The following is a 16,755-nucleotide window of genomic DNA, read 5'->3' as shown; positions in this document are numbered from 1 at the left end:
CTCTATAGATTCATTAAATTGTTCTAACTCATCAAAAACAATTCCTAAGTTATTATAAATATAAGCTTTACGCTCTTTAATTAGGTTGCTTTCATTTAGCTGCTCTAATAAAGTTAGTGCTTCAATTGAGGTTACTTCACTACCTGTATAGTCTTTATCATAAGTTTGACAAACTGCAATCCCGTAAAGAGTTATAGCTGTCTCATATTTATAATTGAATTTCCTAAAAACCTTTTCAGCTTTTTGATAATAAAAATAAGCACTATCACTAAGCAAAGAATATCTATACAGTTCTCCTATTTTATAATGTTGATTTGCTACAGAAACTGAATCTGTAAATTTAGCAGTTGACAAATAATCTTGGATAGAATCAATTTTACGCAAATTTTTATTTATTTGCGAATGCATTTCACCTAACGAAATAAATACGATAACGAAGAAAAATATATATTTCAATATACAAGAAGCTTATTACTTTGTATTCAAATGTATCTATAATTTTTTACTAAAAAAAAAGTCCTAATGCAAATTGCATCAGGACTTTTATATTTTAAGATTTTATTGTATTAATCTTGTCCATTACCTCCAGTATAAGGAGTTTCTTCAGTTTCAGGAGCAGTTAAAACATCATCTTCATTTAAATCTTGTTTAGTACAAGAAGCGAATACAGTTAAAAGTAAAGCAAGTAATAAAGTAATTTTTAAAGTTTTCATAATTAATTCGATTTAGGTTAAAATTATTTTTCTCGGTTTTATTTTAAAATTTAAAATGCTATCGAAGATTTTGAAAAATCAAAACCTTTGATGAGGGAAAAATGGATAATTAACTTAAAAATCGAACGTAAAAAAACGCATAGATTTTTTAAACACTATGAGGGAATTGTGACTATAAAGTCACGAAATGGATTAATGAAACTTAATGAGCTGAGGGGAATTGATTTGGGTGCTTATTAAGAGTTGCTAAAGTAGGACAAGATAGCCAAATATTAGAAATATAATCGATAAAGTGATTGATTTTATCGATTAAACGTTAAAATGCATGAATGTTATTAACAATTGACTGTTGAAAACTTATAAAGTAGAGCCGTTTTCGATTAAGCTTGTTTTGACTATTTTAGTTTTAAAATCTGATTGTTCTCCAGACACGTTCTGTAATCTTTTAACTAGCATTTGTGCAGCATTTGTTCCAATTTCTTTTGCATGTTGTCTTATAGTAGTTAGTCGTGGTATGGAATGATTAGACACTGATTGACTTGAAAATCCTATTACCGAAATATCTTTTGGCACTTTAAGACCAAAATTTGTAGCCACATTAATAGCAATAACACCAGAGGCGCTATCTGCAGCAATTACCGCATCTATATCTTCGTGCTCCTTCATAAAAGCTTTTATCTTGTCTTGAGAATCGTCTTCTTTTTTTATATTTAAAACTAATGCTTTATGGTCTGAACTTTCTAAAATAGCTTTTTTATATCCTCTCTCTCTTAATTTACCTACGCTTAAATCATCAATATTACTAATAAAAGCTATTTGCCTTCGGCTTTCCTTTAGCAATTTTTTTGTAGCCCTGTAGGTTGCATCAAAGTCATCAACAATTACTTTATCACACAATACATCATGGGCAACTCTATCAAACATTACTATTGGCAAACCTTGCTTAATTGTTTTTTTAAAATGCTCAACTTCATTTTTTATTTGTGTTTCTTCTGATACACATAAAATAAATCCATCTACGCTTCCGTTTGCTAATAATTGCAAACTTTCTTTTTCTTTTTTTAAAGATTCGTTAGAAATACACGTAATAATATTATATCCGTGTTGTGTGGCTTCTCGCTCAATTCCAAATAAAACCTTTGATAAAAAGTGATTTAGAATATCTGGTATAATAACACCAATTGTATTTGTTCTATTTTGTTTTAAGCTTAAAGCTACTTTATTTGGCTTGTAATTATATAAATCTGCAAGTTCTTTAACACGCTTAATCGTTTCTTCTCCAATTTCTTCGCTATTATTTAAAGCTTTAGAGACTGTAGATATTGAAACATTTAACTCTTTTGCTAATTGTTTTAAAGTAACCATTTCTGTTTATATATTTATTTTATAGAGGATGCAATTTACAAAATTACACAATGCAACATATATTGTCTTTAAATTTGTTGAAAGTAGAAACAAAAAAAGTTAGCCCGATTAGAAAAGGGATAAAAAAACAATAGCTGCGCTACGAACTCTTACTTTTTTCTTCTTAAAAAAAATGAGATTGTAACGCTGCTATTAATTAAAAGCTAAGTGTAGTTTGACTAATCCCTATACTCAAAATATATTATAAATGAATAATATCGCTTTTATTTAGAACTTTTTTATATTTATTTCCTTTTAAAATATATTTGCCTCATCCTCCATAAAAATTATTTACGCTATTATTATCTTGATTAAAATTGGTAACGTTTAAAAGCCTCAATAGCCGCATAATCTGCCAACCCTAAATCATTATACTTTTTTGCTGTTAACCTGTTTCGGTCTTCAACACGTACCCAAAATTCTCTAGAATCGTCTCCTTGAAACATAACACCATCTTTTTGAGATTGATGATAAAAAATGGCGTGACGCTTTTTTAGTACTTGATCTGGACTCATTGGTACTGCCATTTCAATTTGATAAGGCTCCCACTCATGCCATGCGCCACGGTATAACCATACCCAGCAATCGTTCATGTAGCTATTGTGCTTTAATTTTTTTAATGCTTCAAACAAACTATCTAAACAAACTTTGTGGGTTCCGTGCGGGTCTGCTAAATCGCCTGCTGCATATATTTGATGTGGCTTTACGTGCTCGATTAGACTACACATAATACCTATATCATCATCTGAAAGATTATTCTTTTTTACAGTTCCTGTTTCGTAAAATGGTAAGTCAAGAAAATGAACGTTTGAATCATCTACTCCTAAATACCTGGTAGCTGCAAGCGATTCGCTTCGTCTTATCAGTCCTTTTAATTTTCTAACTTCTATAGAATCTATATTGTTATCTGTTTTGCTTTTTAAAAAGTCTATAATGCTATCTGATTCAGCAGAATTTGCATTTAACGATTTAGATATTTCTGCAAACTTCAATGCCTCTTCATCAGAAACTGCTATATTTCCAGATGTTTGGTAAGCAACATGTACATCGTGACCTTGCTCTACTAGTCTATCTATAGTACCTCCCATAGAAATCATATCATCATCTGGATGTGGGCTAAATATAATTACTCTCTTTTTTTCTGGGGTTGCTCTTTCTGGCCTATTAGTATCATCTGCAAATGGTTTTCCACCAGGCCACCCTGTAATAGTATGCTGCATTTTATTGAACATTTTAATATTTAAATTGTATGCAGTACCATCTTCAGTTAAAAGACTAGACATCCCATTATCATTATAATCTTTGTCTGTTAATTTTAAAAAAGGTTTATCTGTTAAAGCACTTAACCAAACAACAGCTTTAAGTTTTAAGACATCTGTCCATACACAAGAGGTTACTAACCAAGGCGTTTTTACTCTAGTTAATTCTGATGATGCATCTTTGTCTAAAACAAAAGTTGTGTTATTGTGTTCTTGTAAATAGGTTGCAGGTACCTGAGGAGTGATTTCACCCTCAATTGTTTTTTTAAGAATTTTTGCTTTACTTATTCCCCAACCTAAAAGCACTATTCTTTTAGCACTTTGTACTGTACCAATACCCATAGTAATAGCTTTTCTAGGTACATTATCAATACCAAGAAATGCAGGAGCAGCATCTATACGTGTAATATGATCTAATGTAATACTTCTGGTACCAGAGTTAAAATGAGAACCAGGTTCGTTAAAACCAATATGTCCCGTTCTACCTATTCCTAAAAGCTGAAAATCTATACCACCATGTGCTTTAATTTTCATTTCGTAATCTATACAATATTGATATAAATCTTCTGCCTTTACTTTACCATCTGGAATATTAATATTTTCTGGCAGAATATCAACATGATTGAAAAGATGTTCATGCATGAAATAAAAATAACTCTGTATGTTAGTTTTATCCATTGACAAATACTCGTCTAAATTAAAGGTGATTACATTTGCAAAACTCAAACCTTCTTCTTTATGCATTCTTACCAATTCTTCATACACTTTTATTGGTGAAGAACCCGTTGCTAGCCCCAATACACAAGATTCATTTAATGCGCTTTTCTCCCGTATTAAATTTGCGATTTCTTGAGCTACTAATACTGATGCCTTTTGAGAAGACTCGAAAATAACATTATGAATTTTTTCAAAACGAGTGTCTTCAAATTTCCCAGGTGTTTTATAAGTAACACTCTCATAATTGGCAATATCTGCTTCCATATTAAAACTTGATTAGAGTTAATCTTTTTTATAAAGTAAGTAAAAGCTTAACTACAAAAAGATACTTATTTAAAATTGCACTTTACATTTTTATAGTACTAATTTAAGATTAGTAATATTAATGCATTAGTTAGTAGGCTAAATCGTTTAGCCTACTAACTAATATACCACCAAAATATTTGAAATTTTAAACAAAATATACAGACAACATAATTTTTATGATAGACAACTACATATTGTGGATAAGTGATTTTATTCAAAATTTCATGTTTTAATTTTATTTAAAACTTAATCCACTTAACATTTAAACAGGTGGTTTTTGACATCTTAAAAGACAATCACACTTTAATTTACTCTATCTTAGTATTAAGCACGCAATTTATATTGCGTTTAGATCATTGCTGTTTTTAATAAAAGTTACTAACACTCTTAACTAAAATTTCACGAATACCATTTATCGCCAATTAATTGTTGTTTGTCATTAGAAACGTGTTGTATATATATTATATTTTATATCAATGGGATAATTAAATATTTTGCATATTATAATGGTTTATTTGCAAATCCTTGTATTTTTTTGCTAATTACCATCCTTATTTTTATCTTAACATAAATTTAATCAAAAACTAAACATTTTAACTTAAACTTTTATTAAATGATAAAACAAAAAACCAAAACTAAATTAACCCTCAAGAACAAGTCTTGAAGCAATCAAAATTAAAAACTAAATCAAAAAAATTATGATTCAAAAATTACTAAAACTAATGTTTGTGTTTTGCTTGTTGAGTATGCAAAGCATGCAAGCCCAAAGCACAGTAACTGGAACTATTACAGACAGCAATACAGGAATCCCTTTAGGAGGAGCAAATGTTATTGTTAAAGGAACTACCAATGGTGTTTCTACAGATTTTGATGGTAATTACAGTATCACTGTTTCAAGCCAATCAGCTATCTTAGTTGTTTCTTACATAGGCTACACTAATCAAGAAATTGCTGTTAACAATCAAACAGTTATTAATGTATCCTTAGTAGAAGACGCTAGTCAATTAGACGAAGTTGTTGTAACTGCCTTAGGTATTAAAAGAGAACGTAAATCTTTAGGATATTCTGTTCAAGAGATTCAAGGTGCTTCTATATCTGAATCAAGAGAACCTAATATGGTTAATGCCTTATCTGGTAAAATAACTGGGTTACAGGTTATAAAAGGTAGTAATGGCCCTGCTGGATCATCTAAAATTGTATTAAGAGGATATAGTTCTTTAACAGGTGACAACCAACCACTAATTGTAGTTGATGGCACACCGTTAGATAACTTTACAGGTGCTGGTAATGAAGGCTTTTGGAGTCCAGAAGCCGATTTGGGTAATGGTATAGCAGATATAAACCCTGAAGACATTGAAAGCTTATCTGTTTTAAAAGGTGCTTCTGCAGCAGCATTATACGGTTCTCGTGCTGGTAATGGTGTGATTTTAATTACCACGAAAACTGGTAAATCCAATAAAGGTTTAGGTATTTCGTATTCTGCAACTACAGGCTTTCAAAGTATTTTTACAAAACCTGATTTGCAAGATTCTTTTGGGCAAGGTTCTTTAGGTGCTTATGGAGAATATGACACTTCTAGTTGGGGACCAAAAATTGAAGGACAAACAGAAACAGGGCCAAATGAAGGATCTGTTGTTTTTGATAGAGCTTATGATAATATTGGGAATTACTACAAAAATGGGTTTAGTCAAAATCACAGTCTATCATTCCAAAATCAAACAGAAAATGGTTCTATATATACCTCTGCCAATTATTTGGATGATGAAGGAATTTCTCCTTCTGCTACATTAGAGCGTTTAAACTTAACAGCAAGAGGTGTGTCGAAATTTGGAGCCAATAAAAATTGGGAAGTTGATACCAAAGTACAATACAACAAAACCACAGCCAATAATAGACCAAGAACTGGTTTTGGGGCACTAAGTCAATACCAAACCTTAATTAACTTTCCGCGTTCGCGTGATATTAGACAATATTCTGCTGGAGTAGATGAGTTTGGTAATCAAATATGGTATGACCCTAACTCTAATCAAATTAACCCTTATTGGGCTAACAAAAGGCGTTTAAGTTGGGACTCTAGAGACCGTTTTGTTTTAACAGGAACTTTAAAGCATCAATTTAATGATTGGCTAAGAGCTGAAGTAAGAGCTGGTACAGATTTATATACCACTAATATCGAATCAAAGGTTTTCGCTGGAACCTCTAGCAACTCTACTTATGGTTTAGGAAAAAGAACCTTTAACGAACAAAACTATAGTGCCTTAATTGCCGCATCTAAAGATAATCTTTTTGGAAAATTTGGAGGATCAATTACTTTAGGTGGCAATTTAATGTCTCAGGAAAGAAGTGAATTAAATAGTAATTCAGGAACCTTGTTAGTACCTAATTTATTTAGCTTAAACAATGGGGTTGATCCTGCAAGAGTAGAACAAGTCTTTAATCAAAAGAAAATAAACTCGTTATATGGACTTTTTCAAGTAAACTATGATGGCTATTTATTTGTTGATTTCACGGGACGTAATGACTGGACTTCTACATTAAGTAAAGAAAATAGATCATTTTTCTACTCATCTGTTAGTACATCAATTGTCATTTCTGATATGATAACTAAAAACGGGGGCGACTTACCAAGTTGGTTTACTTTTGGTAAAATAAGAGGCTCGTATGCAGAGGTAGGTAATGATTTGAATCCTTATCAGTTGTATAACTCGTATACTATCGGAAATGACCCATTAGGAAACACTACCGCGGGCACAAACAGTGTGTTATTTAACCCAGATGTAGTAAATGAGTTGATTAAATCTTATGAAGTAGGCTTAGAAGCTCGCTTTCTTAATAATAGAATAGGGTTAGATGTTGCTTGGTATAAAACAAATGCCACAAATCAGTTAATAGATCTTCCTTTAGATCCTTTTAGTGGATACAATGAAAAAAAGATAAATGCAGGTAACATACAAAATAAAGGTATAGAAATAACTTTAAAGACGCGAATTTTAGATAATGATGATGGTTTAACTTGGGATATGGATCTTAACTACTCAAAAAACGAAAACACCATAGAGGAATTGGCTGATGATGTTACTACTTTTACTTTACCTGGTGGAGCTTTTGATAACTTTAGAATAAGTGCAGATGTAGGTCAAGATTATGGTGTAATTGTCGGGTCTAAGTTTAGGAGGGTTGAAGATGAGTCTAGTCCGTTTTTTGGAAAAATGCTCTTAAACGCAGGATTACCACAAGGCACACCAGACACGCATGTTTTAGGTTCTCAAGTGCCTGATGCCTTATTAGGGATTACAAATATGTTTAGGTACAAAAACTTTTCATTTAGCTTCTTAGTTAGCGCTAGCATAGGAGGAGAAATTTTCTCTGGCACCAATCACGCCTTACAACGTTCTGGTATTGCTGCTGCAACAGTGGTTAACGGAGAAAGAGCTAACTTTGTAGTAGATGGTGTTGTAGATGATGGTTCTGGTAACCTTATTGAAAATACAATTGAAGTTTCCCCTCAAAATTACTGGGCTGCCATAACGGGTAGTACTGGTAACTTAGGTATTAATGAAGCTAATATATATGATGCCACGCATGTAAGATTAAGAAATGTAAATTTAACTTACACTTTTGGCAAAGAATTTATAGACAGAACACCTTTTAGAGGATTATCACTTGGCCTATCAGCTAACAACGTATGGATGATTTCAAGTAAATTAAATGGTGTAGATCCCGAAGCTGTGAATGCAACACGGTCAAACGCAGTTGGTTTCGAGAACTTAGCACCACCAACAACAAGAACTGTATTTTTTAATATAGCTGCTAAATTTTAAAAAAGAAAAATTATGAAAAAAGTATTAAGTAAAACAATCGCACTATTTTGTGCAACGGCATTGGTTTTTTCTTGTAGTGATTTTGAAGAAATCAATGTTGATCCCTTGGCTGCCTCAGCAGAACAAGTAGAAGTAGAGTTTTTTATTAACGCCTCTATAGGAGCGGCACAACAAGATCCGCATATCGCAGAACGTGTTTTTGTATTATATTGGAAAGATGCCTCAAGAACATCTAGATTGGGCGTTTTGTCCCATGGTCGTTCTAACGATGGTTGGACAAACGATTACTTTAACAGTTTTGTTTCAAGATGGCTTCGAGATATTACAACTGGTATTACTGTAGCAGAGGAGAAAATTGCTTCAGGTAACGTTAAGGAATATACCGAAAACGTATTACAGATTGCAAGAATTTGGAGGGTATATATTATGAGTGAAATGGCAGACACTTTTGGCCCTATACCTATAAATGGGTTTCAAGGCGAAAATCCAGAATACAGTAGTGTAGAGGATGTCTACAATTTCATGTTAGCAGAATTAAAAGATGCCGTTAGTAAAATAGACGAAACCAATGCATCTAAACCAGATGCAGACTTAGACCCAGCTTTTGGATATGATTATGCCAAATGGAAAAAATATGGTAATTCTATGAGAATGCGTTTAGCGATGCGTTTATCTGAAGTTGCACCTTCTGTTGCTCAACAACACTTTGAAGAAGCTGCTAATAGTGGGCAAATTATCGCCACGCCTGATGATGATATGAGAGTTTTTTCTACTGGTGGTTGGAGCAGTTACACCAACCCGCAGTCTAGACAATGGAACAGCCATTATATAACCCCTGCATATAGAAATGTAGTTGTGGGATTAGGTGGTGTAACATCTATGGACCAGTTACCCGCTGATGATCAAATCAATATTAAACCTGCTGGTTATTTAGGGATGAAATTTGATGATCATTTTTCAATGCTTACTAACGATCCTGCAAAAGGATTCTGGCTAGATGGTTTACCAAACACTATAGATCCTAGATCTTATAAAACCTTCCCAATTCCAGGAAATCTTGATGATCCACATTATAGTAATTACCCGACTTGGAGTAACAACCATACACTTAGTGAAAGAGATTTGATAATTGGTGCAGTGGATGATCCTGATACTAATGGTGAAACAGATGACATCACTCTTGATGGTGCTTTTACATATAACGCCACTGCAGCTGGGAACACGGGTATTCCAGGGTCAAAGAATCAATTAATTTCATCAGGGTCTTGGCCACGTTTAGGACTTAATTTTAGAGAAGGAGATAGTGAGCGTATCTTTTTCCCATCTTGGGAAACTCATTTCCTAATTGCTGAAGCAGCTACAAGAGGTTGGAGTACACCTTTAACTGGTAAAGAAGCCTATGAAGCAGGAATAGCCGATAGCTTTACCTATTATGGAGTTTCTGATCATTTAACAATGTATTTAGCTTCTCAGGACTACAATAACAATGGTACTTCAGTAAGTTGGGATCATACAGCAGAACCTCCTGCAAGTGTAACTATGGATTATGTAAATGGTTATACAGGTGTAGCTGGAACTTATAATTACACTTATCCAAATAACACTATTTATGAAGGAGGAACCGTTAAAAATGATCTTTTAACTAAAATTATTACGCAAAAGTATATAGCGTCGCATGCGTGGATACCTCTTGAATTATGGAATGACCACAGACGTTTAGGGTTACCATTCTTTGAAAACCCTGCCGTTGAAGATCCATTCCCAGATATGCCACAATTAACCCCTAATAACTACATGACCAATCAAGTAAATTTCTTTGGGCAACGTGTTAAATACCCGTCTTCTTTTGGAAACAATATTCCAAATGGATATGCGCAAGCCGTGCAACTATTAGGAGGTCCGGACACAGTACATACGCCATTATGGTGGGCTAAACAAAATTAAACATAGTAATTAAAGTTATATTGTTAAAAGGGAGAAACTATATAGATTCTCCCTTTTTTATTTTTTATATTTATCATTAAAATTAATTATTAAAAACAGTGTTTTGAAAAAAATTATTCTCTTTACAATTTTAAGTACAATACTTGTTAACTGCAATCAAAATAAATCGTACAAGACCTTAAAATCTATAAATAATAAGCCTTCTAATAGTTCTACGCTTTTTTCTTTAATTCCAAACGAAAAAACAACTTTTACTTTTAAAAATAATGTAGAAGAAACTGGGGATTTGAATTTCTTAAATTTTGGTAACATTTATAATGGTGGTGGTGTTGCAACTGCAGATTTTAACAATGATGATTTAGTAGATGTCTTTTTTATAGCCAATCAAAATTCAAACAAACTGTATTTAAATCAAGGTGATTTTAAATTTAAAGATATTACTGAAACATCAGGGTTAGAAGATGCTGAAGGATGGTCTACAGGGGTTTCTGTTGTAGATATCAATAACGATGGTTGGCTCGATATTTACATATGTAAGTCAGGAACCAATAAAACAACCTTTAAAAAAGAAAACAAACTATATATCAATCAAAAAAATAATACGTTTATAGACAAGGCTGAAGAATGGAAAATAAACGACCCGGGTTTTAGTACACAATCGTACTTTTTCGATTTTGATAAGGACGGCGATTTAGACATGTATTTAGTAAACCACAGACCAGATTTCGAGAACACAGGTAGTCTTAATATGCGTATAGAAAGAGCTTATTCGAGATTAAGCTCAGATATATTATACAGAAATGATGGCTCGTTTTTTACCGAAATCACACACGATGCTGGTATAGTTAATAAAGCTTTTGGGCTAAGTGCATCAATAGGCGATTTTAATAATGATGGTTGGCCAGACGTGTATGTTTGTAACGATTTTTTAACACCAGACAAACTCTATATAAATAACAAAAACGGTACTTTTTCTAATGAGATTTTAGATCGGGTAAACCATATTTCGTTTAGCAGCATGGGATCAGATTATGCCGATTTAAACAACGATTTACACCCAGATTTATTTGTATTGGAAATGGCATTTGAAGACCATGTTAGAAGCAAACAAAACATGGCGTCTATGAATACACAAAATTTCTATGCCTTGGTTAAAAACAATTACCATCATCAATACATGGTAAACACCTTACAGCTAAATAGAAAAAACGGAAAGTTTAGCGAAATAGCCCAAATAAGTGGCTTAGCAAAAACCGATTGGAGTTGGGCGCCGTTAATTGCCGATTTTGATAACGACGGTCTTAAAGATGTTTTTATCTCCAATGGCATTTTTAAAGACATGGCGAATCAAGACTTTAGAACCGAATTAAGCAGACGATTTAAACAAAAAAACAAACCAAGCTTCAAGGAAATAACCGATTTACAGCCCTCGACAAAAATTCGTAATTACGCATTTAAAAACGAAGGCAATCTTAATTTTACTAAAAATCCTAAAAATTGGGGATTAAACGAAAAAACACAATCCAATGGTGCTGCTTATGCAGATTTTGATAACGATGGCGATTTAGATTTAGTTATAAATAATATAAACGACACACCACTACTCTATCAAAATAACGACACTAATAATTTTATTCAAATTAAATTAAATGGCGATGCAAAAAACAAATTTGCCATCGGTTCTAAAATAACCTTAACAGCAAATAATACAAAGCAATATCAAGAATTATATACCAGTAGAGGTTTTATTTCATCTGTTCAAAATATCGTAAATTTTGGAATTAGCGATGCTACAATTATTGATGAAATTTTAATTGAATGGCCTAATCAAAAAATCACTAAACTTACTAATGTTAAAACCAATCAAATCATTTCTGTAAATCAGGAAAGTGCTACTCCGCTCGAAAATAAAAAGATAGAACAAACAAAAACACTATTAAAAAGAAGTAATCCTTCTGAACAAGGCATTGTTTATAAGCATAGCGAAAATGAATTTGATGACTACAAAGAGCAAGTCTTACTACCACATAGCCAATCAACCAATGGTCCATTTGTTGATAAATCTGATGTAAATGGAGATGGTTTAGAAGATTTTTTTATTGGCGGCGCTAAAGACCAAAGTGGCGAATTATATATTCAAAATGAAAATGGCAGTTTCATCAAACAAAGCACTAAAATCTGGCAAGAAGACAAACAATTTGAAGATTTGGGTGTGCTATTTTTAGATTTTGATAATGATAATGACAATGATCTTTATGTAGTAAGTGGTGGTGCCGAATTTGAAGAAAACAGTAGTTTATATCAAGATAGAATTTATATAAACGATGGTAAAGGCAACTTTAGCAAAGGTAAAAATGTACTTCCTAAAATTAATTCCAGTGGGCAAGCTATTAAAGCTTCGGATATTGATAATGATGGCGATTTAGACCTGTTTGTTGGCGGTCGTATGATACCCAACAAATACCCCTATGCACCCGAATCGTACATATTAATAAACGAAAATGGTAGATTTTACAACAAAACGGCATCAATAGCACCTGCAATAAAAAACGTTGGCCTTGTCACTGATGCTATATTTACAGATTTTGACAATGATAATGATGAAGATTTAATTATTGTAGGTGAATGGATGCCAATAACCATATTTGAAAACAATAATGGAACGTTTAATCTAGTGGTAAACGATTCATTAAAAAACACCGAAGGTCTATGGTTTAGTATTGAAAGTGCGGATATTGACAACGATGGTGACATGGATTATTTTGTCGGCAATTTAGGATTAAACACAAAATACAAGGCCAGTACTAAAAAACCATTTCATGTATTTTGTGATGATTTTGATAATTCTGGAACTTATGATATTGTTTTAACTTCAAATTACAAAGGCACTTTAGTACCATCAAGAGGGCGAGAATGCTCCTCGCAACAAATGCCTTTTATTAAAGATAAATTTCCAACATTTAGCGAATTTGCTGAAGCTTCTCTTGAAGATATTTATGGTAAAGAGGCTTTAGATAAAGCACTACATCTTAAAGTGCACATGCTAAATAGTGTGTTTTTAGAAAATAATGGGAATGGAAATTTCACTATTAAAAGCCTTCCTAAAATGCTTCAAATTGCACCTATTATGGATTTTGAGTTTATGGATATAAATAATGATAACAACAAAGAAATTATAGCCATTGGCAACCATTACAATGCCGAAGTTGAAACCGTGCGTTACGATGCTTCTTTAGGTAGTATTTTATCATATAAAAACAAAAAATTTAAAATATTAGATATTGATGAAACTGGTTTTATAAACGTAGGAAACTCAAAAGATATCATCACCTTAAAGAAAAAAAATGACACTATATTGTTAATAACAAACAACGATGATAGCGTTAATTTATTTAATGTGTTAAACAAATAAATCACTTTATATAATAATAAAAAATGAGTGTGCAGTAAATGAAAAAAACCTTCATAATCTTTAAAAACAAAATAAAAACAACCATCCCACTAAAGTATCATGTCATATTTTGGCTTAGTTATTTTGTTTTTAATGTTGTTAGATGGGGTAGTTATAACAACGATTTTATATATTCAATTAAATCTAATCTTGTAGAATTCCCCATTCACATTATATTAGTTTATTTAAACATCTATTATCTTATTCCTAAATTTATTTTAAAAGGCAAATACTTTGCTTTTATATTAAGCTTAGTTGCTTCATTGGTAATAGCCTACTTTTTAAGAATCGGTTTAAATTTTGTATTTGTTACAGACGAAATATGGATTAGTATGTATTCCACAATGCCAAACCAATCTATGTTCAATCATTTTATATCAGAATTTATTGGACAAATATATGTTATCGCATTTGCTACTGCCATAAAAATTATAGTGGAATGGAGTATTGAGAAAAAAAGAAATGAGGAACTCTCTCAATTACAATTAAGCACCGAATTAAAATTTTTAAGAACGCAGGTACAACCACATTTTTTCTTTAATACTTTAAATAACTTATATGCATTAGCTCTCAATAAATCTAGTAATTTGCCTCGGTTAATCTTAAAATTATCTAATATGATGGAATATGTACTTTACGATGTAACCGATTCTAAAGCAGATTTACTTGAAGAAATAAGCCATATAAACAACTACATAGATATAGAAAATCTTAGATTTAAAGACAGAATTGACACAGAATTACTTATTACAGGCGACTTAGAAGATGTTAAAGTACCGCCATTATTACTTATTACTTTTGTTGAAAATTGTTTTAAACATGGATTAAAAGGTAATGATAAAATTACTATAAAAATGAGTTTTGAGATTGTTAATAAAAAGTATCTCGAATTTAAAATTTCTAATAATTTTGATCCCATAGCAATAGATAATGAAAAAAAAGGAATAGGAATATCTAATTCGTTACGGCGATTAAAACTCTTATTTGCAAAAGATTTTGTGCTGCAACCTAGCATTACTAACGATATTTATAATTTATTTTTAAAAATCCCTGTAAGATGAGGATTAACTGTATCATTATAGATGATGAGCCTTTAGCAATAAGTGTTATAGAGAATCATTTAAAAAATTTCGATAATATTGAAGTTGTTGAAACCTTTACTAATCCATTAAAGGCTTTTGGTGTTTTACAACAATTAAAAATTGACCTTGTTTTTCTAGATATTAATATGCCTCAAATGAGTGGTTTTACTTTTATTGAAAACTTAAATATTAAACCCCTAATAGTAATAACTACTGCTTACAGAGAATATGCTGTAAAAAGTTTTGAATTAAGTATATTAGACTACCTAGTAAAACCAATACCATTTAATCGCTTTTTAAAAACAATAAATAAAGTATATCAACAAATACATACCAACACTACTTCTGGAGATTCTAGTTTAAATCAAGAACCTCATATTTTTTTAAAAGTTGATAAAAAATTGATTAAAGTTAACCTTAATGATATTTTATTTATTGAAAGTTTAAAAGATTATATTAAAATAGTAACATCTCTTGGCGATTATGTAGTACACAAATCACTAACCGCCATCTCTGAAGAGTTACCACAATCAAATTTTATACGCGTACATAGATCATACAATATTTCAATAAATAAAATTGCAGCTTTAGAAGGCAATACCATAGAAATTGCAGGCAGAAGAATTCCTATTGGAAGAAATTATTTAAAGCAAACAAAAGAACGCATACTTAATATTAAAGAAGGTAACGAAAATTAATTTTTAAATGAAGCCACACCTTGGTGCATACTAAATTATTTAATTTATCTTTTTTAATCAACATAAAAGTTTATAAAATGATTGCAAAGCAAAGGATTCAATCCGTAGACATACTTAGGGGGTTTACAATTGCTGCAATGATTTTAGTAAATACCCCAGGAACGTGGAGTAAAGTTTATGCGCCATTGCTTCACGCCAATTGGCACGGGCTTACACCAACAGATTTAGTTTTTCCGTTCTTCTTATTTATTGTAGGTATTTCAATTTCGTTTGCCTACAAAAACAAGCCAAAAAATTGGACCACATATAAAAAAATTATTATTCGTAGTTTAAAGCTTATTGGTCTTGGATTGTTTTTAGCATTATTTTTACCCTACTTCCCTTTTATAAAAGATTTTGAAATCTTAAGATTCCCTGGTGTGTTACAACGCATTGGTGTTGTGTTTTTAATTTCTGCAGTTTTATTTATAAACTGTAATTGGAAAACGTTGCTAGCTATAAGCTTATCAATTTTAATTGGGTATTGGATATTCTTAGGTTTTGTGCCTTTACCAAATGGTGTTTTACCAACTTTTGATAGAGCACCAAACAATTGGGCTAACTATATAGATTTAAAAGTTTTAGGCAAACACATGTGGAAACAAGATTATGATCCTGAAGGTATTTTAAGCACATTACCAGCCATTGCAACCAGTATTTCTGGAATTTTGGTTGGTAGAATACTATCTAAAGATAATATTAACAAATTGACCTATTTACTAATAATCGCTATATCATTATTGGTTTGTGGTTATATTTTTAGTATTTGGTTTCCCATAAATAAAGCCATTTGGAGTAGTAGTTTTGTATTAGTAACTAGCGGATGGGCTACTTTAATTCTATCTGTTATTTATTACCTAACCGATGTGCTAGATTGGAAATTTGGCAGTGTTTTTAAGTATGTAGGCTCTAATGCTATTACTATTTATTTTTTATCAAGTTTTATTTCTAAATGTTTTTATTTAATAAAAGTCACCCCTCAACAAAGTATTCATTCCTGGCTATACAATACTATTTATGTTCAACCTTTTTTAGCAGATAAATTATCATCCTTACTTTATGCTTTAACTGTTGTAATGTTTTATTTAGTCCTGGGATATGTTCTCTTTAAGAAAAAGATATTTATTAAGGTTTAAATTATTTTTTTACTTCTTAAAGCATTTTTATATAATCATCATTAAACTTTATACATTTATTGGTAATAACTTTATAAGGTCACTGTTTTTTTATAGTTACTATACTTTTAGTAATCTCATAAAGGTTACTTATCCTTTTAAAAAGATATACTTTAAATAGAAACAGCGTTAATTTGTTAATTAAC

9 protein-coding genes and 1 pseudogene are annotated in these 16,755 nt (G+C 31.4%); 6 read left to right on the top strand and 4 right to left on the bottom strand.

What is annotated here, in order from left to right:
• The 4 genes and pseudogenes from AADI82_RS07340 to nagB all read right to left on the bottom strand — a co-directional run.
• Positions 1 to 384: pseudogene (locus AADI82_RS07340) on the bottom strand (hypothetical protein); the annotation flags it as partial.
• A gap of 182 nt (positions 385 to 566) precedes the next feature.
• Complete coding sequence (locus tag AADI82_RS07335) at positions 567 to 713, bottom strand: hypothetical protein (protein WP_341215796.1); 147 nt, start codon at positions 711 to 713, stop codon at positions 567 to 569.
• Positions 714 to 1,070: 357 nt separating this feature from the next.
• Positions 1,071 to 2,078 carry a LacI family DNA-binding transcriptional regulator gene (locus tag AADI82_RS07330; RefSeq protein ID WP_341215795.1) on the bottom strand — a complete coding sequence of 336 codons (1,008 nt, stop codon included), beginning with the start codon at positions 2,076 to 2,078 and terminating at the stop codon, positions 1,071 to 1,073.
• 350 nt (positions 2,079 to 2,428) lie between these two features.
• Positions 2,429 to 4,357 (bottom strand): glucosamine-6-phosphate deaminase, encoded by a 1,929-nt coding sequence (nagB, locus tag AADI82_RS07325; protein ID WP_341215794.1) that lies wholly within the window; start codon positions 4,355 to 4,357, stop codon positions 2,429 to 2,431.
• A gap of 740 nt (positions 4,358 to 5,097) precedes the next feature.
• Between nagB and AADI82_RS07320 the strand changes: the two genes are divergently transcribed.
• The 6 genes from AADI82_RS07320 to AADI82_RS07295 all read left to right on the top strand — a co-directional run bounded on the left by AADI82_RS07320 (position 5,098) and on the right by AADI82_RS07295 (position 16,570).
• Positions 5,098 to 8,220: a SusC/RagA family TonB-linked outer membrane protein gene (locus AADI82_RS07320; RefSeq protein ID WP_341215793.1), complete on the top strand. Its 3,123-nt coding sequence runs from the start codon at positions 5,098 to 5,100 to the stop codon at positions 8,218 to 8,220.
• Between the two features lie 12 nt (positions 8,221 to 8,232).
• The gene (locus AADI82_RS07315; protein WP_341215792.1) at positions 8,233 to 10,164 is read left to right on the top strand and encodes a SusD/RagB family nutrient-binding outer membrane lipoprotein; all 1,932 of its coding nucleotides are present in this window, start codon (positions 8,233 to 8,235) and stop codon (positions 10,162 to 10,164) included.
• 103 nt (positions 10,165 to 10,267) lie between these two features.
• Positions 10,268 to 13,576, top strand: coding sequence for a VCBS repeat-containing protein (locus tag AADI82_RS07310; RefSeq protein WP_341215791.1), 3,309 nt, complete (start codon positions 10,268 to 10,270; stop codon positions 13,574 to 13,576).
• A gap of 38 nt (positions 13,577 to 13,614) precedes the next feature.
• Entirely contained in the window at positions 13,615 to 14,676 is a 1,062-nt protein-coding gene (locus tag AADI82_RS07305; RefSeq protein ID WP_341215790.1) for a histidine kinase, read from the top strand.
• Positions 14,673 to 15,395 carry a LytTR family DNA-binding domain-containing protein gene (locus AADI82_RS07300; RefSeq protein ID WP_341215789.1) on the top strand — a complete coding sequence of 241 codons (723 nt, stop codon included), beginning with the start codon at positions 14,673 to 14,675 and terminating at the stop codon, positions 15,393 to 15,395. The genes AADI82_RS07305 and AADI82_RS07300 overlap by 4 nt, the downstream gene beginning before the upstream one ends.
• Before the next feature lie 77 nt (positions 15,396 to 15,472).
• Complete coding sequence (locus tag AADI82_RS07295) at positions 15,473 to 16,570, top strand: heparan-alpha-glucosaminide N-acetyltransferase domain-containing protein (protein ID WP_341215788.1); 1,098 nt, start codon at positions 15,473 to 15,475, stop codon at positions 16,568 to 16,570.
• Positions 16,571 to 16,755: the final 185 nt, after the last annotated feature.

This window comes from uncultured Wocania sp. (assembly GCF_964021735.1).
Classification (GTDB): Bacteria; Bacteroidota; Bacteroidia; order Flavobacteriales; family Flavobacteriaceae; genus Wocania_A.
The sequence above is the reverse complement of the archived record's forward strand: the minus strand, read 5'-3'. Positions and strand labels throughout refer to the sequence as shown.

Coding starts and splice junctions, on each gene's coding strand:
- AADI82_RS07330 (WP_341215795.1), bottom strand. CDS start 2,078: ATGGTTACTTTAAAACAATTAGCAAAAGAGTTAAATGTTTCAATATCT.
- nagB (WP_341215794.1), bottom strand. CDS start 4,357: ATGGAAGCAGATATTGCCAATTATGAGAGTGTTACTTATAAAACACCT.
- AADI82_RS07295 (WP_341215788.1), top strand. CDS start 15,473: ATGATTGCAAAGCAAAGGATTCAATCCGTAGACATACTTAGGGGGTTT.
- AADI82_RS07335 (WP_341215796.1), bottom strand. CDS start 713: ATGAAAACTTTAAAAATTACTTTATTACTTGCTTTACTTTTAACTGTA.
- AADI82_RS07315 (WP_341215792.1), top strand. CDS start 8,233: ATGAAAAAAGTATTAAGTAAAACAATCGCACTATTTTGTGCAACGGCA.
- AADI82_RS07320 (WP_341215793.1), top strand. CDS start 5,098: ATGATTCAAAAATTACTAAAACTAATGTTTGTGTTTTGCTTGTTGAGT.
- AADI82_RS07305 (WP_341215790.1), top strand. CDS start 13,615: ATGAAAAAAACCTTCATAATCTTTAAAAACAAAATAAAAACAACCATC.
- AADI82_RS07300 (WP_341215789.1), top strand. CDS start 14,673: ATGAGGATTAACTGTATCATTATAGATGATGAGCCTTTAGCAATAAGT.